The organism is Streptomyces sp. NPDC001617 (assembly GCF_053596855.1).
Genome location: NZ_JBSFHA010000024.1, coordinates 108,134 through 122,204 on the forward strand (window position 1 = coordinate 108,134; position 14,071 = coordinate 122,204).

12 protein-coding genes are annotated in these 14,071 nt (G+C 67.8%); 5 read left to right on the forward strand and 7 right to left on the reverse strand.

Annotated features, from left to right (window positions below):
* Position 1: 1 nt before the first annotated feature.
* Positions 2-631 (reverse strand): DUF459 domain-containing protein, encoded by a 630-nt coding sequence (locus ACWC09_RS20170; RefSeq protein ID WP_450851912.1) that lies wholly within the window; start codon positions 629-631, stop codon positions 2-4.
* A gap of 536 nt (positions 632-1,167) precedes the next feature.
* Between ACWC09_RS20170 and ACWC09_RS20175 the strand changes: the two genes are divergently transcribed.
* Both ACWC09_RS20175 and ACWC09_RS20180 read left to right on the forward strand, forming a co-directional pair.
* Positions 1,168-2,028: a DUF459 domain-containing protein gene (locus ACWC09_RS20175; protein ID WP_450851913.1), complete on the forward strand. Its 861-nt coding sequence runs from the start codon at positions 1,168-1,170 to the stop codon at positions 2,026-2,028.
* Positions 2,025-2,348, forward strand: a complete 324-nt coding sequence (locus ACWC09_RS20180; protein WP_450851914.1) for a hypothetical protein — start codon at positions 2,025-2,027, stop codon at positions 2,346-2,348. The genes ACWC09_RS20175 and ACWC09_RS20180 overlap by 4 nt, the downstream gene beginning before the upstream one ends.
* Before the next feature lie 116 nt (positions 2,349-2,464).
* Here ACWC09_RS20180 and ACWC09_RS20185 read toward each other — a convergent pair whose 3' ends face one another.
* The 4 genes from ACWC09_RS20185 to ACWC09_RS20200 form a co-directional block, all read right to left on the reverse strand.
* A complete protein-coding gene (locus tag ACWC09_RS20185) occupies positions 2,465-3,142 on the reverse strand; it encodes an SGNH hydrolase domain-containing protein (protein WP_450851915.1) in 678 nt (225 codons plus the stop codon).
* A 357-nt stretch (positions 3,143-3,499) separates the two neighbouring features.
* Positions 3,500-4,747 (reverse strand): lipopolysaccharide biosynthesis protein, encoded by a 1,248-nt coding sequence (locus tag ACWC09_RS20190; protein ID WP_450851916.1) that lies wholly within the window; start codon positions 4,745-4,747, stop codon positions 3,500-3,502.
* A gap of 22 nt (positions 4,748-4,769) precedes the next feature.
* Complete coding sequence (asnB, locus tag ACWC09_RS20195) at positions 4,770-6,626, reverse strand: asparagine synthase (glutamine-hydrolyzing) (RefSeq protein ID WP_450851917.1); 1,857 nt, start codon at positions 6,624-6,626, stop codon at positions 4,770-4,772.
* A 47-nt stretch (positions 6,627-6,673) separates the two neighbouring features.
* The gene (locus tag ACWC09_RS20200) at positions 6,674-7,855 is read right to left on the reverse strand and encodes a glycosyltransferase (RefSeq protein WP_450851918.1); all 1,182 of its coding nucleotides are present in this window, start codon (positions 7,853-7,855) and stop codon (positions 6,674-6,676) included.
* 112 nt (positions 7,856-7,967) lie between these two features.
* Here ACWC09_RS20200 and ACWC09_RS20205 point away from each other — a divergent pair, with 112 nt between their 5' ends.
* A complete protein-coding gene (locus ACWC09_RS20205; protein ID WP_450851919.1) occupies positions 7,968-9,122 on the forward strand; it encodes a glycosyltransferase in 1,155 nt (384 codons plus the stop codon).
* Positions 9,119-10,111: an NAD-dependent epimerase/dehydratase family protein gene (locus ACWC09_RS20210; protein ID WP_450851920.1), complete on the forward strand. Its 993-nt coding sequence runs from the start codon at positions 9,119-9,121 to the stop codon at positions 10,109-10,111. Before ACWC09_RS20205 ends, ACWC09_RS20210 begins: the two co-directional genes overlap by 4 nt.
* Positions 10,112-10,244: 133 nt before the next feature.
* Here ACWC09_RS20210 and ACWC09_RS20215 read toward each other — a convergent pair whose 3' ends face one another.
* Complete coding sequence (locus ACWC09_RS20215) at positions 10,245-11,426, reverse strand: MraY family glycosyltransferase (protein WP_450851921.1); 1,182 nt, start codon at positions 11,424-11,426, stop codon at positions 10,245-10,247.
* Entirely contained in the window at positions 11,414-12,493 is a 1,080-nt protein-coding gene (locus tag ACWC09_RS20220; protein WP_450851928.1) for an NAD-dependent epimerase/dehydratase family protein, read from the reverse strand. The genes ACWC09_RS20215 and ACWC09_RS20220 overlap by 13 nt, the downstream gene beginning before the upstream one ends.
* A gap of 254 nt (positions 12,494-12,747) precedes the next feature.
* Here ACWC09_RS20220 and ACWC09_RS20225 point away from each other — a divergent pair, with 254 nt between their 5' ends.
* Entirely contained in the window at positions 12,748-14,037 is a 1,290-nt protein-coding gene (locus ACWC09_RS20225) for a nucleotide sugar dehydrogenase (RefSeq protein ID WP_450851922.1), read from the forward strand.
* Positions 14,038-14,071: the final 34 nt, after the last annotated feature.

The following is a 14,071-nucleotide window of genomic DNA, read 5'->3' on the forward strand; positions in this document are numbered from 1 at the left end:
CTCAGGCACCGTCCTTGGTGAACATTGCGTTCAGAGCCCAGTTGGCCAGCCGTGCGCGGGCGGGTTTGGTGGGGTGGGCGGTGGGGTCGTAGACCTGTGTTCCTGCGAGGACTTTGGGGCAGCCGTCGTCGTTGCACAACTGGCCGCGCAGATCGAGCAGTCGCACACCGGGGTGTTTCGCCGAGGCCTCTCGGAGGACCCGGTTCATCACAAGGGCAGAGGAACGGTACTTCGGATGACCGACCTGCTGCGAAGTCATCAGGTACAACGGGGTGTTCCGGCTGGTCAGCAGGGAGATCGCCTGGTCCAGCCGGTTACGGAAGGCCTGCTCGTGGGCCGGTGAGGTGAGATCGCGGGGCTCTTTGTCACCTGCCAGCCGCTGCCGGGTGACATCCCAGAAGCCGACTGTCAGCAGGGTGGCATCGGGCTTGTACTTCTCCGTGTACGAGGGCCATTGGGTGGGCCACTTGCGGCATTCCTCCGGGGTCTCCTCGCCCACCGGCATCAGGATTCCGCAACCGCCGAGTCCGGCGTTCACGATGGTGTTGTGGGAGGAGCCGACTTCGCTCATACCGAGCCCGATGCTGGCGGACCAGGAGTCCCCCACCACGAGAACCGTCTTCCCGTTCACCGCGGGAGAGAGGGAAGGGGAACCGAGAGGGGGAACCGCTGCCCCGTAGTGCGGTTCACCGGCGAGGGCCGGGGCTGCTTCGGAGTGTGTCGCCGTGTTCTTCTGCGCATCTTGCGGAGCGCAAGCGCAGGCCAGCACGGCGACCACTCCGGCGACACCGAGTTGGTGAATTCTTCCTCGCATCATGATTACCCACCTTGGTTCTCGGGAGTCCCTTGCGGCCGGACGGTGTTTGTGGATTCCGCGTGCAGAAGTTCTGCAATCAGGCGGAACGACGCCCCACGCCGACTCGGAAGCAATCGGATTGATCATCAGGAGGTTAACCGTCCGGCCGCCGACCCGAGGTCTGGCACGCCCGATATCGATGCATCATCCGCTCGCAGCCTTACGGTCACCCAGGGCCAATCAGGTGCAATGACGTCCACCTCTCTGTGTCTGTGAGTCGTCCAGCCGCTCCGCCCCCATACGCTCTGGTTCGCTGAGTTCTCGAAGTGCCGGTGAACTGTGTACTTCCTTCCCTGGAGGAACTGCCGAAAATGCCCGCGTCTCAAGTACTGAAAGGCGTCTCCCTGTGCCTGGCAACCGGTGTTTTTGGCTGCCTCAGCGGCATCCCCGCGGTCGCTCAGGAGCCGACGCGTTCGAACATTCCCTGCTACGCAACTCCGTGCTTCGTCCCTGAAACACCCCCAGCCTTGCGTAACACCGGCCTCCCCCGTTGGGGCGACCCCACCCTCCTGCCGGGCGCGGAAGGGAAGAAAGTGCTGGTGGTCGGAGATTCCTGGGGGATGGCCACGGCCTACGGGATGTCCACAGTCCTTGCCGGAAAGGGGCAGGTCACGGACGCCGCGAAAGGCGGCTGCGGGATCCGCGTCCAACACAAGACGAGTTCCCGGAATTGTCCGGACTGGGAGACCGAGTGGCCCAGCCTGATGGACAAGGTGCGTCCGGACGCGGTTCTGCTGAGCCTCCAGATGGACACGATGGCGCAGCCGATGGGCGAGGGCGGGAAGTCGGTGACGATTCTCGACGACGAAGCGAGAAGGAAGTTCGTCACCAGTCTCGACAAGGCCATTCGGATTCTCTCCCAGAGGCGCACCCCGGTGTATCTGCTCGGATGGCCCGGCCCGTATTACCCGGGCTCTGTGACGTCCGCGTACTCCGGGATTCTTCTGGAATTCAGCAAGAAGTATCGCGGGGTGCGATACCTGGACACCCACCACCAACTCTGCAACGACCTGAACCAGTGCCCGAAAGAGATGGGTGGGATTCCCGTCTACGGCCCCAGTCACCTCAGCAAGCAATCTGAAGCGCGTTTCGGGAATTGGATCCTCAATTCCATGTTCCACGAAGGCGCATCGCACAAGAGACATCGAGAAGACAGGAGTCTGTGGAAATGAATGGCATGAAGGTCATGCGAGCGGCAGGCCCGGGGCTACTGGCGGCCGCTCTGCTGGCGCTGCTGCCGGCGCCTGCGCACGCGGCGGACGGCGACTTCTCCTGGAGCACGTCCGGAGTGGGCGTGATGGACGGAGTGCTGTCCTCCCCGGAGTCGGGCCGCTGTTACTCCCTGACCGGGAACAACGCCCCGTTCTACTCGACGAACAACACGGACCGGACCGTTCGTTCGTACCGGTCCAGCGGCTGCCGGGGTGAAGTCCAGAGCACCATCGGCCCCGGTGAGTTCGGGCACGTCTTCAAGTACGTGAAATTCGACTAGCCTCGACCTCCCGCGATCGGCCGTCAGCTTCGACTGACGGCCGATTTGTCGTGGTCGGCGATCGGCGTGTGCCACCCAAGCGCCGTCGCGGATCTCACCGTCCGGCCCGACGGCTCTCACGCAGGCCGCCTGTGATGAAACATTGAATTGAGGATCCAATTCCCAAGGCGCACTTTGGTTTCCTTGCTGGTGTGCACGTCGGTCCCATAGACGGGGAATCCGGACATCACCTTCGGGCATTGGTTCAGATCATTGCAGAGCTGGTGGTAGACATCCAGGTAATGCACTCCGGGATACTTCTTGCTGAACTCCAGGAGGATCCCGGAGAGCAGGACCGCCACCGAGCCCGGAACATGCGCGAAGGTGGATCCGAAGACGTAGACCGGAGTTCCCCGCCGAGTAAGGATTCGGATGGCCCGGTCAAGATGGGTGACAAACCTCTTCCGAGCCTCGTCGTCGCGAATCGAGACAGGCTTCCCGCCCGGGTCGATCTGCTGCTCTCCTGCATCCCACTGGACGCTCATCAGAACCGCGTTCGGGCGCTCCCTGTCCATGAGGGCGGGCCACTCGGTCTCCCATTTCGGGCAATGCCGGTTCGGCATCGGATTGATCGGGTTACGGATGCCGCAGGCGAGCGCCGAGGCATCCTTCACATGCCCCTTTCTGCCCAGGACCGTGGCGATCCCGGTGGCCGCGTCCCGAGCCCAGGAATCCCCGACCACCAGGACCTTCTTCCCTTCCGAACCCGGCAGGAGGGTGGGATCGCCCCAAGACGGGAGGCCGGTGTTACGCACAGCCGGGGGTGTCTCAGGGAATACACACGGAGCGGCGTAGCAGGGGATGGCGGACCGAGCCGGCTCGAGTTCCCGAACAATCTCGGGGGCCCCGGTCGGCCAGCCCGAAATGCTGCCTGCCAAGAACAGAGAAACGCCTTTCAGTACCAGATGTGCAGGCATTATTTTCAGTCCCTCCGGGGAGAAGTCGGTGTGCGGCACATCGGAGGTTCGCCGAGAGGCCGCATAACGGCCTCAGAGCGTACCGGCGGGCAGTGACGCAACCGCCCGCACTGAACGGATGGCTCGATATTTCACCGGATCAGCTCAAGTGCGAGTGGTCACGAGAATGACTCCGAGGAAACGTGGTCCGCAGTACTACTGGACGACCCTCAGCCGCCCCCTGATCTCCGCGACGTCCGAAGTGCTGGGAAGCAAGAGTCGCCACGAAATCCCGGAGACCCTGACGAAGAGGGTCACCTGGACGGCGGCGAGGCCCACATAGGCGAAGGTGGACGCGACCGCACAGCCCGCCGCTCCCCAGACCGGGATCAGCAGCAGGTTCAGCGCGATGTTCAGCACCAGGGCGAGCATGGACGGGACGACGGTGAAGCGTGCAGGCCGGCAGCGCAACAGGTACGCGACGACCGGTCGGCTCCCGGCGAGCACCACGACGCCCGGCGCGAGCAGGGCGGTGATTCCTGCCACGTCTGCGTAGGCGTGTCCGTAGACGGGGGTGACCAGGACGGAGGTCACGACGACGATCGTCACCGCCGATGCGAGCACCAGCACGACCATGGCGCGGGTGATGCGCGCGGTGACGGCCGCCGCGAGATGGCTGGTGTCGGCGAACTGCCGGGCCAGGGTGGCCTGTGACACCGTGTCGATGGCGAGGCGTCCCCACTCCGCCAGAGTGACCGCGAGGGAGTAGATGCCGACCGCGTGCGTGCCGCTGAACGCGTTGAGGAGGAACAGGTCCGATCTCAGCAGCGCGTACGACGCAGCCGTACCGGCATGCAGTTTCAGACCCTTGGCGCACGTGAACCGGGCGGTCCTGAGGTCCGGTCGGCGGAGCGTGAATCCGCCGGCGGCCACCAGGGTGAGCAGCGGCACCGCGAGGGACAGCACCCAGATGACCACGACCGAGTAGACGGTCAGCCGACCGGTGAGGCCGAGCACGATGAGTGCCCCGCACTGGACGACCGCACCCCACAGCGTCGCGGCGGCGGACAGCCCCGCCCGGCCGGTGAGCAGCGCGATGTTGCTCCCGTAGAGCACCCCCACCCCCAGGGGTACGCCCAGGCAGGCCGTGATCAGCAGCCACAGGTCCGGGAGGTTGGCGGCGCTGCGAAAGAGACTGACCGCCACGACGGCCAGCGTGCCGGCTCCGGTGCCGACGAGAAGGCCCAGCGGGAGGCTGTTGGCCCGCAGCGAAGCCCGCACCGGCAGGTCGGGCCACAGGGCCGTCTGCGCCTGCTCCACGGACAGGTGGCCGAGTGCCATGGCGGCACTCGCCACCGTCACCGCCATGTAGTAGGTGCCGCGGGCGTCGGGTGCGAGCGACCGCGCGACGACCACGCTTGCGAAAGCGCCGAGGACGAGCGAGCAGGTGCGGGCTCCCAGCATTCCCACGAGCTGAGAAGCCCGGTCAGCCACGACGGTGGGCTCCGGCGGCCCGCGAGTGCGGAGCGGCGACCGGCTGGTCGACGAACCGGCGGTGCCACAATTCGAACTGCATCAGGGCCCACAGGCGGCCGGCGTGGTTCTGTCCCTTCTCGTGCTCGGTCAGGAGCCCCCTGACGGCTTCGGGCCGGAACAGTCCCCGGGAGCTCGCCGTCCGATCGGTCAGGGTGTCCCACGCCAGATCCCTGAACTCGGTGCGCAACCAGTCCGCGAGGGGAACTCCGAACCCCTGTTTCGGCCGGTGCAGCAGGTCATGGGGCAGCCAGTCCTCCAGTGCCTTCTTCAGAAGGTATTTCGTGGTGCCGCGGCGGACCTTGAGGGCGGCCGGCAGCCCGGCCGACCACTCCAGCAGACGGTGGTCGAGGAAGGGCGAGCGGGCCTCCAGGGAGTTCGCCATAGTGCTGATGTCGACCTTCACCAACAGGTCACCCGGCAGATAGGTGTTGACGTCGACGTCCATGAGCTGGTTCAGCCGGTCGTCGGCGCGCGATGCGTCGAACGCCTGGTCGAGCAGGTCGTAGCTGTCGATTCCCGCCAGCTCGTCGCGCACCCAGTCGGTGTAGAGAGAACGCTTCTGATCCGGGGTGAAGTACGACATGAGCCGGGCGTAACGGCGCTGCGGCGGCTCGCTCAGAAGCTGCAGCGCGTGCCCGGCGCGCCGCCGGCGCGAGCCGACCGGACCACCCGCGACGAGCGAGCCTCCCAGGCGCCCGAGAACCGGCCGTGCGCCGCCGGGAACCCTGAGCCAGCCGGCTCTGGCCATCAGGGCGTAGCGCGTATAGCCGCCGAAGGCCTCGTCACCGCCGTCCCCGTTGAGTGCGACGGTCACATGACGACGGGTCAGTTGCGCCACGAAGAAGGAGGGGATGGCGGACGAGTCGGCGAACGGTTCGTCGAAGTGCCAGGTGAGGTCCGGCAGGGCCGTCAGGGCGGAGGCCCCGACGACGAGCTCATGGTGGTCGGTGCCGTACCGCCGGGCCACGGCACTGGCGTACTCCCGCTCGTCGTACCGGGAGTCCTCGAAGCCCACGGAGAACGTCTTCACGGGTTCCGAGCTCAGTCGCGCCATCGCGGCGACGACGGCGGACGAGTCGATACCGCCGGACAGGAAGGCGCCCAGAGGACGTTCGGACACCATGCGTACCCGGGTGGCGTCGAGCAGCAGTTCGCGGGCGCGTTGCGCGGCCTCCTCCTCGCGGATCTCGGGGCCGGGGGTGAAGTCCAGGGCCCAGTACCGCCGTACGACCATCCGTCCACCCTGCCAGCTGAGCAGGTGGCCGGGCGGCAGCTTGCGCACCCCCCGGAGGATCGACCACGGCGCGGGGACGTACTGGTACGTCAGGTAGTGGTGGAGGGCGACCAGATCGAGGTCGCGCCGGAGACCGGGGACAGCGGACAGCGCCTTGAGTTCGGAGGCGAACGCCAGAGAGTCGCCGGCGTGCCAGTAGTACAGGGGTTTCTTGCCCACGCGGTCACGTGCGAGCAGCAGCCGCTGCTCCCGCGCGTCCCACAGGGCGAAGGCGAACATGCCGCGCAGCCGGTGGACCAGGTCGTCGCCGTACTCCTCGTACAGGTGGACCAGGCACTCACTGTCGCTGTTCGTGCGGAACTCGTGTCCCAGGTTCCGCAACTCCGTGCGGAGCTCGGCGAAATTGTAGATCTCGCCGTTGAACACCGCTGCGACGCTGCGGTCCTCGTTGTAGACGGGCTGGTCGCCTCCGGCCACGTCGATGATGGCAAGCCGCCGCATGCCGAGCGCCGACTGACCGTCAATGTGGAATCCCTCCCCGTCCGGACCCCGGTGCACGATGAGATCGCACATCGCCTGGACAACCGCCGGGTCCGCAGATGTCGCCGACACGATTCCCGCTACGCCGCACATGGCCGCCCCAGAAGTTCGCGGTACAGGGAGACGTAGCGATCCGCCATCGCCTCCACGCTGAGGGTGGCGCGGGCCCACGCGCACCCGTTCCGACCGAACTCGTCGGCGAGCTTCCGGTCATCGAGCAGGCGCTGCAGACCGTCGGCGAGCGCGGCCGCATCCGCGGGAGGCACCAGCACGCCATGTCCCCGCAGCAGTTCCGGCGTGCCGCCCACGGCGGTGGCGACCATCGGCCTGCCCGCCGCGAGCGCTTCCATGACGGCGTTGCTGCATCCTTCGTGGAGGGACGGCAGGACGACCACGTCCGCCCGTGCCAGGAACGGGGCCACGTCGGTGCGGGCGCCCAGGAACCGGACGTCGCCGCCCAGCCGTTCGGCCTGGGCCGTCAGGGATGCGCGTTCCGGGCCGTCCCCGACGAGCAGCAGGGTGCAGTCACGTCCTTTCGAGCGGAGCAGGGCGCACGCCTCGAGCAGGTATCGGTGCCCCTTGTGCGCGGCGAGGTTCGCCACGCAGAGAACGATCGGCAGCGAGGTGTCGACGGTGGCCGCGCGCGCCGGCTCGAAGTCCCGTCGGGGCATGCCGTTGGGGATCACGGTGATCTTGGCGGCCGGTACGCCCTCGTTCCTGCGCACGTCCTCGGCGACGGCCTGCGCGTTGGCGACCACGGAGTCCGTCCACCGTGTCGCCAGCCGCTCCGCGGCGAGCGCCAGGCGGCGACCCTGCTTGTAGTCACCGAGGCTGCGCCGTCCGGCCACGAGCACCGGCACTCCGGCCAGCCGGGCGGCGGGTGCGGCGATCAGGTACGCGTGGAACAAGAACGCCTGCAACACCTGAGGCCGCGTCCGCCTCAGATGGAGGACGAGCCGCGCGAACGCCCACGCATTGCCCATCAGGCCGGTCAACAGGGGTCTGCGGCGCCGGAACCCGAGGTCCACGACCCTTACGCCGGAGCCCAGGAGTTCCTCTTCGCGTGGCCCTCTCCCGAACATCACCAGCAGGTCCGTGAGGATCCCGCGCTCACTCAACTCCCGGGCGAGAAGGGCGATCTGCTTCTCCGCTCCACCGAGTCCGAGCTGACCGATCATCAGGCACACCCGGTCGGGGGTCGGGCCCCGCAGGCCCGTGTGAGCGGCGAACTGCGTCGCCGGTTCTTCTTCCTTCAAGGACATATAGGGCACATCCGGCATTCTGCGTTATTACACCATGTCGTGGTTTAGTGTATTCCCCATGTCGATCAAAGGCGGTATTCCAGGGGCCGTCCGCCCCCCGCGCGTCAGGGTGATGAGAGTCATCGCCCGGATGAACGTCGGCGGACCCGCCCTCCAGGTGTCCACGCTGATGCGGGGGCTCGACGCCGAACTCTTCGACCACCGCCTGTTCGCCGGATCGGTGGGCCCGGACGAGGCGGACTACATCGACCACTGCGCCTGCGACGTCCCGGTCACCCGCATCCCGGCGCTCGGCCGGGCGGTACGGCCCTCCGACGACCTGCGGGCGCTCGCCGAACTCACCGCCGCCATGCGCCGGTTCAGGCCCCACATCGTGCACACCCACACGGCCAAGGCCGGTGCGCTGGGCCGGATCGCCGCCGTGACGGCCCGGGTGCCCGCACGGGTGCACACCTTCCACGGGCACCTGCTGCACGGGTACTTCTCCCCTGCCAAGACCCGCCTGGTGGTACAGACCGAACGTCTGCTGGCGCGCCGCTGCGACCGACTGCTGTCCGTGGGAACACGCGTCCGCGACGACCTCCTGGCCGCCGGCATCGGCCGACCCGAGGAGTACGTCGTGGTCCCGCCCGGAACGGCCCTGCCGTCACCGCCCGACCGCGCCGAGGCACGTAAGCGCCTGGAACTGCCCGAGCACCGCCCCGTGGTCGCCTACGTGGGGCGAGTGACACGGATCAAACGGCCCGACCGGTTCCTGGAGGTGGCCCGTGAGGTGCGTCGTGCCGTACCGGACGCCGTGTTCCTGGTGTGCGGGGAAGGCGAACAACTGCCCGCCCTCGCCGCGGTGGACGACTTCGGGTCCGACTTGCGTCTGCTGGGCTGGCGGTCCGACGTGGAGACCGTGTACGCCGCCGCGGACGTGGTGCTGCTCACCTCGGACAACGAGGGGATGCCGCTCAGTCTGATCGAGGCCGGCCTCGCGGGCGTGCCCGTGGTCGCCACGAACGTCGGCAGCGTCGCCGAGGTGGTGCGGGACCGGGAGACCGGATTCCTGTCCGCCACCGGCTCCGCCGAACTCGCCCGGCACACCGTGCGGCTGCTGCGCGACGAGGAGCTGCGCTCGCGGGTGGGAATCCGTGCGGCCGCCTGGACGGCACAGCGGTTCGGGGCGCAGCGCCTCGTGACCGACATCCACGACGTCTACGCCTCCATCGCCGTCGCCCATGGGTGGTGGCCGGCGTCCCTATGGAAAGGTGACCAGCGTTGAACATCGTCGTTACCGGAGGCGCCGGTTTCATCGGAGCGAACCTGTGCCGGGAACTCGTCTCGCGACCGGACGTCGGCGACGTCGTCGCGCTCGACGACCTGAGCACCGGTTCGGCGGCCAATCTCGCCGACACGGGTGTGGAGCTGATCGAGGGAAGCATTCTGGACCGGCGCCTCCTCGAATCGGTGGTCGGCCGCGCGAACGCCGTGGTCCACCTGGCCGCCCGCCCCTCCGTGCCGCGCTCCCTCAGAGATCCCTTCGCCAGCCACGACGTCAACGCGACCGGCACCGTGCGGGTGCTGGAAGCCTGCCGGGCGCGCGATGTCCATGTGGTCGCCGCCTCCTCGTCCTCCGTGTACGGAGCGATCCCCGACCTGCCCAAGCACGAGGGACTTCCGACCCGCCCGCTGAGCCCGTACGCGGCGAGCAAACTGGCGACCGAGGCCTATGTGCTCGCCTACGGGGCGGCCTTCCAGCTGCCGACGCTCGCGCTGCGCTTCTTCAACGTGTACGGCCCACTGCAGCCGGCCGGCCACGCCTACGCCGCGGTGATTCCGGCCTTCATCGACGCCATGATGCGCCGTGAGCCGCTGACGATCTTCGGTGACGGCCGGCAGACCCGCGACTTCACCTACGTGGGAACGGTCGTACGGGTGCTGGCCGACGCCGCACTGCGCCGCGTCACCTCCAGCAGTCCGGTGAATCTGGCGTTCGGCACACGGGTGCCGCTCCTCGATCTCGCCCAGCGTCTGGCGTCCGTTCTGGAGGCGCCCCTGCAGATCGCGCACGAACCCGCGCGACGAGGAGACGTACGGGATTCGCAGGCGGCCGACCGTCTGCTGCGCGAACTGTTCCCGGACGTCGTACCGGTGCCGCTCGACGAGGGCCTGGCGGAGACGGTGCGCTGGTTCCAGAGTCTGCCGCAGTACGCCGCTCCGACCGACCTGTTGCCCGCACCGGCGACCCGGTCGTCCGCCGCGGTCACCTGAGCCGGCACCGCGTCCGCCCGCCTCGGACATCCATACAGTGGGGCGCCGCCCGGTTTCGATCACCGGGCGGCGCCCCACTGAACAGCTCACGAAGCCGGGTCGTCGAGGACTGATGCCCGTCGTGTCCTGGACCTCATGACTGCCGGGTCGGCTGGGACGGCAGGGCGGTCGCGTGCGCGTCCCAGGTCGCCGGCTTCCCCATTCCGCGCCCCACGGGGTGGTTGCCCCGGTTGACCCGGACGGTCGTCTGCTCCTCGCCGTCCTTCGCCCTCCCGGCGGGAAGGACGGCAGGTGCCGCCCGGCCCTGCGTGGAGGGAACCCTGAGCAACCCCACCACCGCCGCGGCGCCGACCGCGACGGCCGCCGGGAGCAGGATGCCCGGCCGCAGGACGCCCTGTGTCATGAGCACCCCGGCAAGCCCCCCGAGTGCCGCGAACATCCCCAGCCCGGCGACGGCCTGCGTCACCGTCAGACCCATCCTCCGCAGCCGGTGGGACGCATGGTCCAGCCCTCCCTGCAGCAGCGGCCGTGCCTCCCGGTAACGGGCCAGTATGACGAGCGCCGTGTCCACGGTCGCCACCAACGTCGTGGCCAGCAGCCCGGCGGGCCCGGAGAGGCCGGTGGCGTCCTTGTGGAGCACCACCGCCGCGGACGCCAGGACGAAACCGATGAAGAGGGAGCCGGAGTCGCCGAGGAAGATCCGTGCCGGGTGCCAGTTGTGGACGAGGAAGCCCAGGCAGGCGCCGGTGAGGGCCACCAGCACCACTCCCAGCTCCGGCCGTCCGCTCAACCACGCGCTCCAGCACAGGAACCCACCGATGACGGCACACAGCGACGAGGCCGCTCCGTCCATGTTGTCCAGCAGATTGAACGCGTTGGTGGTGAAGACGATCCACAGGACGGCGAACACGGCGTCGACCGGTCCGCCGACGAGCGTCGGATGTCCGCCCACCAGCACGACACCCGAAGCCGCCGCGGTCTCCACGCACAACCGCGGCGCCGGGCCCAGCGGGCGCAGATCGTCGACGAGCCCCAGGACCGCCATGATCGCGGCACCCCCGAGCAGTACCGCGAGGCCTGGGTCTCCGAGACCTCCGACAAACACCCCGGCGGCTCCCGAGAAGAGCGTGACGAGCGCCACCGCGACCCCGCCGAGGTACGGCGTCGGACGGGCATGGCCCTTGTGGCCGCCGGGCCGGTCGGTGATGCCGTGGCGCAGGGCGAAACGCCGCAGTGGCTCCGTCAGCAACCCACCGAGCAGCAGGGCCGTGCCGCCGACGGTCAGGGCCGTGGGCAGAGGATTCAGGACTGCCACGGGCCCGCCAGCGCGCTTGGGGCGGTGTACGCGGTGGCCGCGGGAAGCGCCTCTCCCCGCGTGCTCGGCAGGGGTGTCGACTGCGTACGCCTCGTCTCCTCGCGCGCGTCCGCAACGGCGTCGGCGAGCACGTCGGCGAGATCGTGCCGCGGCTGCCACCCCGTCAGCGTGCGCAGCCTCGTGGTGTCGGGGACCCTGCGCTGCATGTCCTCGAAGCCCGCTCCGTATGCCTCGTCGTAGGCCATGTGTTCCACCGAAGAAGCGCTCCCCGCCTGAGCGATGACCCGCTCGGCGAGTTCGAGAATGGTGATCTCGTCGTTGGAACCGACGTTGAACGTCCCGCCCTCCGCTCCCGGATGCTCCAGCAGGAGCATCAGCGCCTGGACCGCGTCGGCGACGTGGAGAAAGCAGCGCCGTTGCCGACCGGTCGCGTGAACGGTGATGGGCTCCCCGCGCACCGCCTGCCGGGCGAACCGCGGGATGACCATCCCGTACGCCGGGCTCTGCCGAGGGCCGACGGTGTTGAAGAACCGGACGATCGTCGACCTCAGGCCGCGCTCCCGGTGGTAAAGCCCCGTGAGGATCTCGTCGACCGCCTTGGCCGTGCTGTACGACCAGCGGATCACTGACGGGCTGCCCAGGATACGGTCGGAGGTTTCGGTGAGCGGTCCCGAGGAGTTCTTTCCGTAGATCTCCGAGGTACTGGCCACCAGAATCCTGCGCGAATGGCGTTGGGCGGACTCGAGGACCGTCTCGGTGCCTCTGATGTTGGTGACGAACGACTTCAGCGGTTGTTCGACGATGAGTTTGACTCCAACGGCGGCGGCCAAATGGACCAAGGCGTCACACTCGCGCGCCAACTCGTCGACCAGAAATGCGTCGAGCACAGAACCGTGGACGAAACGGAACCTCGGATGCTCCTGCGCCCGAGCCAGGTTGGACATTCGCCCGGTGGCGAGGTTGTCGAGTACAACAACTTCATTTCCTCCGGCCAACAGCGCATCCACGAGGTGTGAGCCGATGAAGCCGGCTCCACCGGTGACCAGATACTTCGAACAATGATCCATGCGGGCCACTCCGGTTCAGCGGGCGGATCTCGGACAGCTCCCCCAGGGCTCCACCTTCTTGCCGAGCCCAACATTCACGTATGGGAGAAATAGCGAAAATTGAAACATCGGCAGGCCCCTTCAGCTACCTCGGCGTGCCGCGCGATGGGCAATTGGAGTGACACCGAAGAGACACGACGCGGCGATAGGAACCCAACCCGTCGTATGTGCCTCAATTGGCCCAGGAGAAGCCTACTGTCCGGAAGGCCGCGGTGATGATGAGGCACAACCTGAACGATGCGTACGAGCCAGAAAAACTGATTGTCGTCGGCCAGGGATACGTGGGACTTCCGCTCGCCGTACGAGCGGTGGAAGCCGGCTTCCACGTGGTCGGCCTGGACACCGACGAACTGCGAGTGAAGCGCTTGGCCTCGGGTGATTCCTATATCGAGGGCGTCGACCACTCGCGCCTGGCCGCCGCCCTCGACAGCGGCCAGTACGAACCCACCACCGACTACGACCGGATCGCCGGCTTCGACGTATGCGTGATCACGGTGCCCACCCCACTGCGTGACGGTGCGCCCGATCTGAGCTTCGTGGAAAGCGCGGGGCGCCGCATCGCCCCTCACATCACGCCCGGCGCCACCGTCGTCCTGGAGTCCACCACGTATCCGGGGACCACGGACTGCCTGCTGCAGCCGCTGCTGGAGGAGGGCAGTGCGATGAAGGCGGGCGTGGACTTCCACCTCGGGTACAGTCCCGAGCGCATCGACCCCGGCAACCCCGACTGGCACCTCGAGAACACGCCGAAGGTGACCTCGGGAATCGATGCCGCGTCACTGCGCAGCATCGAGCGCTTCTACGCGCGCATCGTGGAACGCACGGTGCCGGTCAGTTCCTGCCGCACCGCCGAGTTGACGAAGCTCCTGGAGAACACCTACCGCCACGTCAACATCGCCATGGTCAACGAGATGGCGATGATCTCCCGGGAGTTGGGGGCCGACATCTGGGAAGCCATCGAGGCCGCCGCCACCAAGCCGTTCGGCTTCATGCCGTTCACGCCCGGCCCCGGAGTGGGCGGGCACTGCCTGCCGGTCGATCCCTCGTATCTGTCCTGGCAGGTCAAGCGGTTGTTGAAGCAGGACGTCCGGTTCATCTCACTGGCCAACGAGATGAACGACCAGATGCCCTCCTACGTCACCTGGCGGATCACCCGGGGACTGAACGAACGCGCCAAGTCGGTCAAGGGATCCCGGGTCCTGCAACTCGGCCTGGCCTACAAGAAGAACACCGGGGACATCCGTGAGTCGCCGGCCGTCACCCTCGCCCAGTCACTGAGCAAGCTCGGCGCCCACGTCCTCGCGGTAGAGCCGCACACGGACTCCTACCTGCTGCCCACAGACATCCTCCGGGTGGAACTGACCGAAGCGGAGATCCGGGCGGCGGACGTGGTGGTCCTGGCCACCGACCACGACGCCTTCGACTACGCCCTGATCGAAAGGGCGGCGTCATACGTACTCGACACCCGGAATCGCTGCCGGGGACCACAGGTCGAGATCCTGTAGGGCAGCGGTCACGAACGGCGGCTGCACGAAGCCC

Excerpts from the sequence above, each read along its gene's own strand:
- ACWC09_RS20175 (WP_450851913.1), top strand. The coding sequence starts at position 1,168 with ATGCCCGCGTCTCAAGTACTGAAAGGCGTCTCCCTGTGCCTGGCAACC.
- ACWC09_RS20220 (WP_450851928.1), bottom strand. The coding sequence starts at position 12,493 with ATGGATCATTGTTCGAAGTATCTGGTCACCGGTGGAGCCGGCTTCATC.
- ACWC09_RS20205 (WP_450851919.1), top strand. The coding sequence starts at position 7,968 with ATGAGAGTCATCGCCCGGATGAACGTCGGCGGACCCGCCCTCCAGGTG.
- ACWC09_RS20225 (WP_450851922.1), top strand. The coding sequence starts at position 12,748 with ATGATGAGGCACAACCTGAACGATGCGTACGAGCCAGAAAAACTGATT.
- ACWC09_RS20180 (WP_450851914.1), top strand. The coding sequence starts at position 2,025 with ATGAATGGCATGAAGGTCATGCGAGCGGCAGGCCCGGGGCTACTGGCG.
- ACWC09_RS20190 (WP_450851916.1), bottom strand. The coding sequence starts at position 4,747 with ATGCTGGGAGCCCGCACCTGCTCGCTCGTCCTCGGCGCTTTCGCAAGC.
- ACWC09_RS20200 (WP_450851918.1), bottom strand. The coding sequence starts at position 7,855 with ATGTCCTTGAAGGAAGAAGAACCGGCGACGCAGTTCGCCGCTCACACG.
- asnB (WP_450851917.1), bottom strand. The coding sequence starts at position 6,626 with ATGTGCGATCTCATCGTGCACCGGGGTCCGGACGGGGAGGGATTCCAC.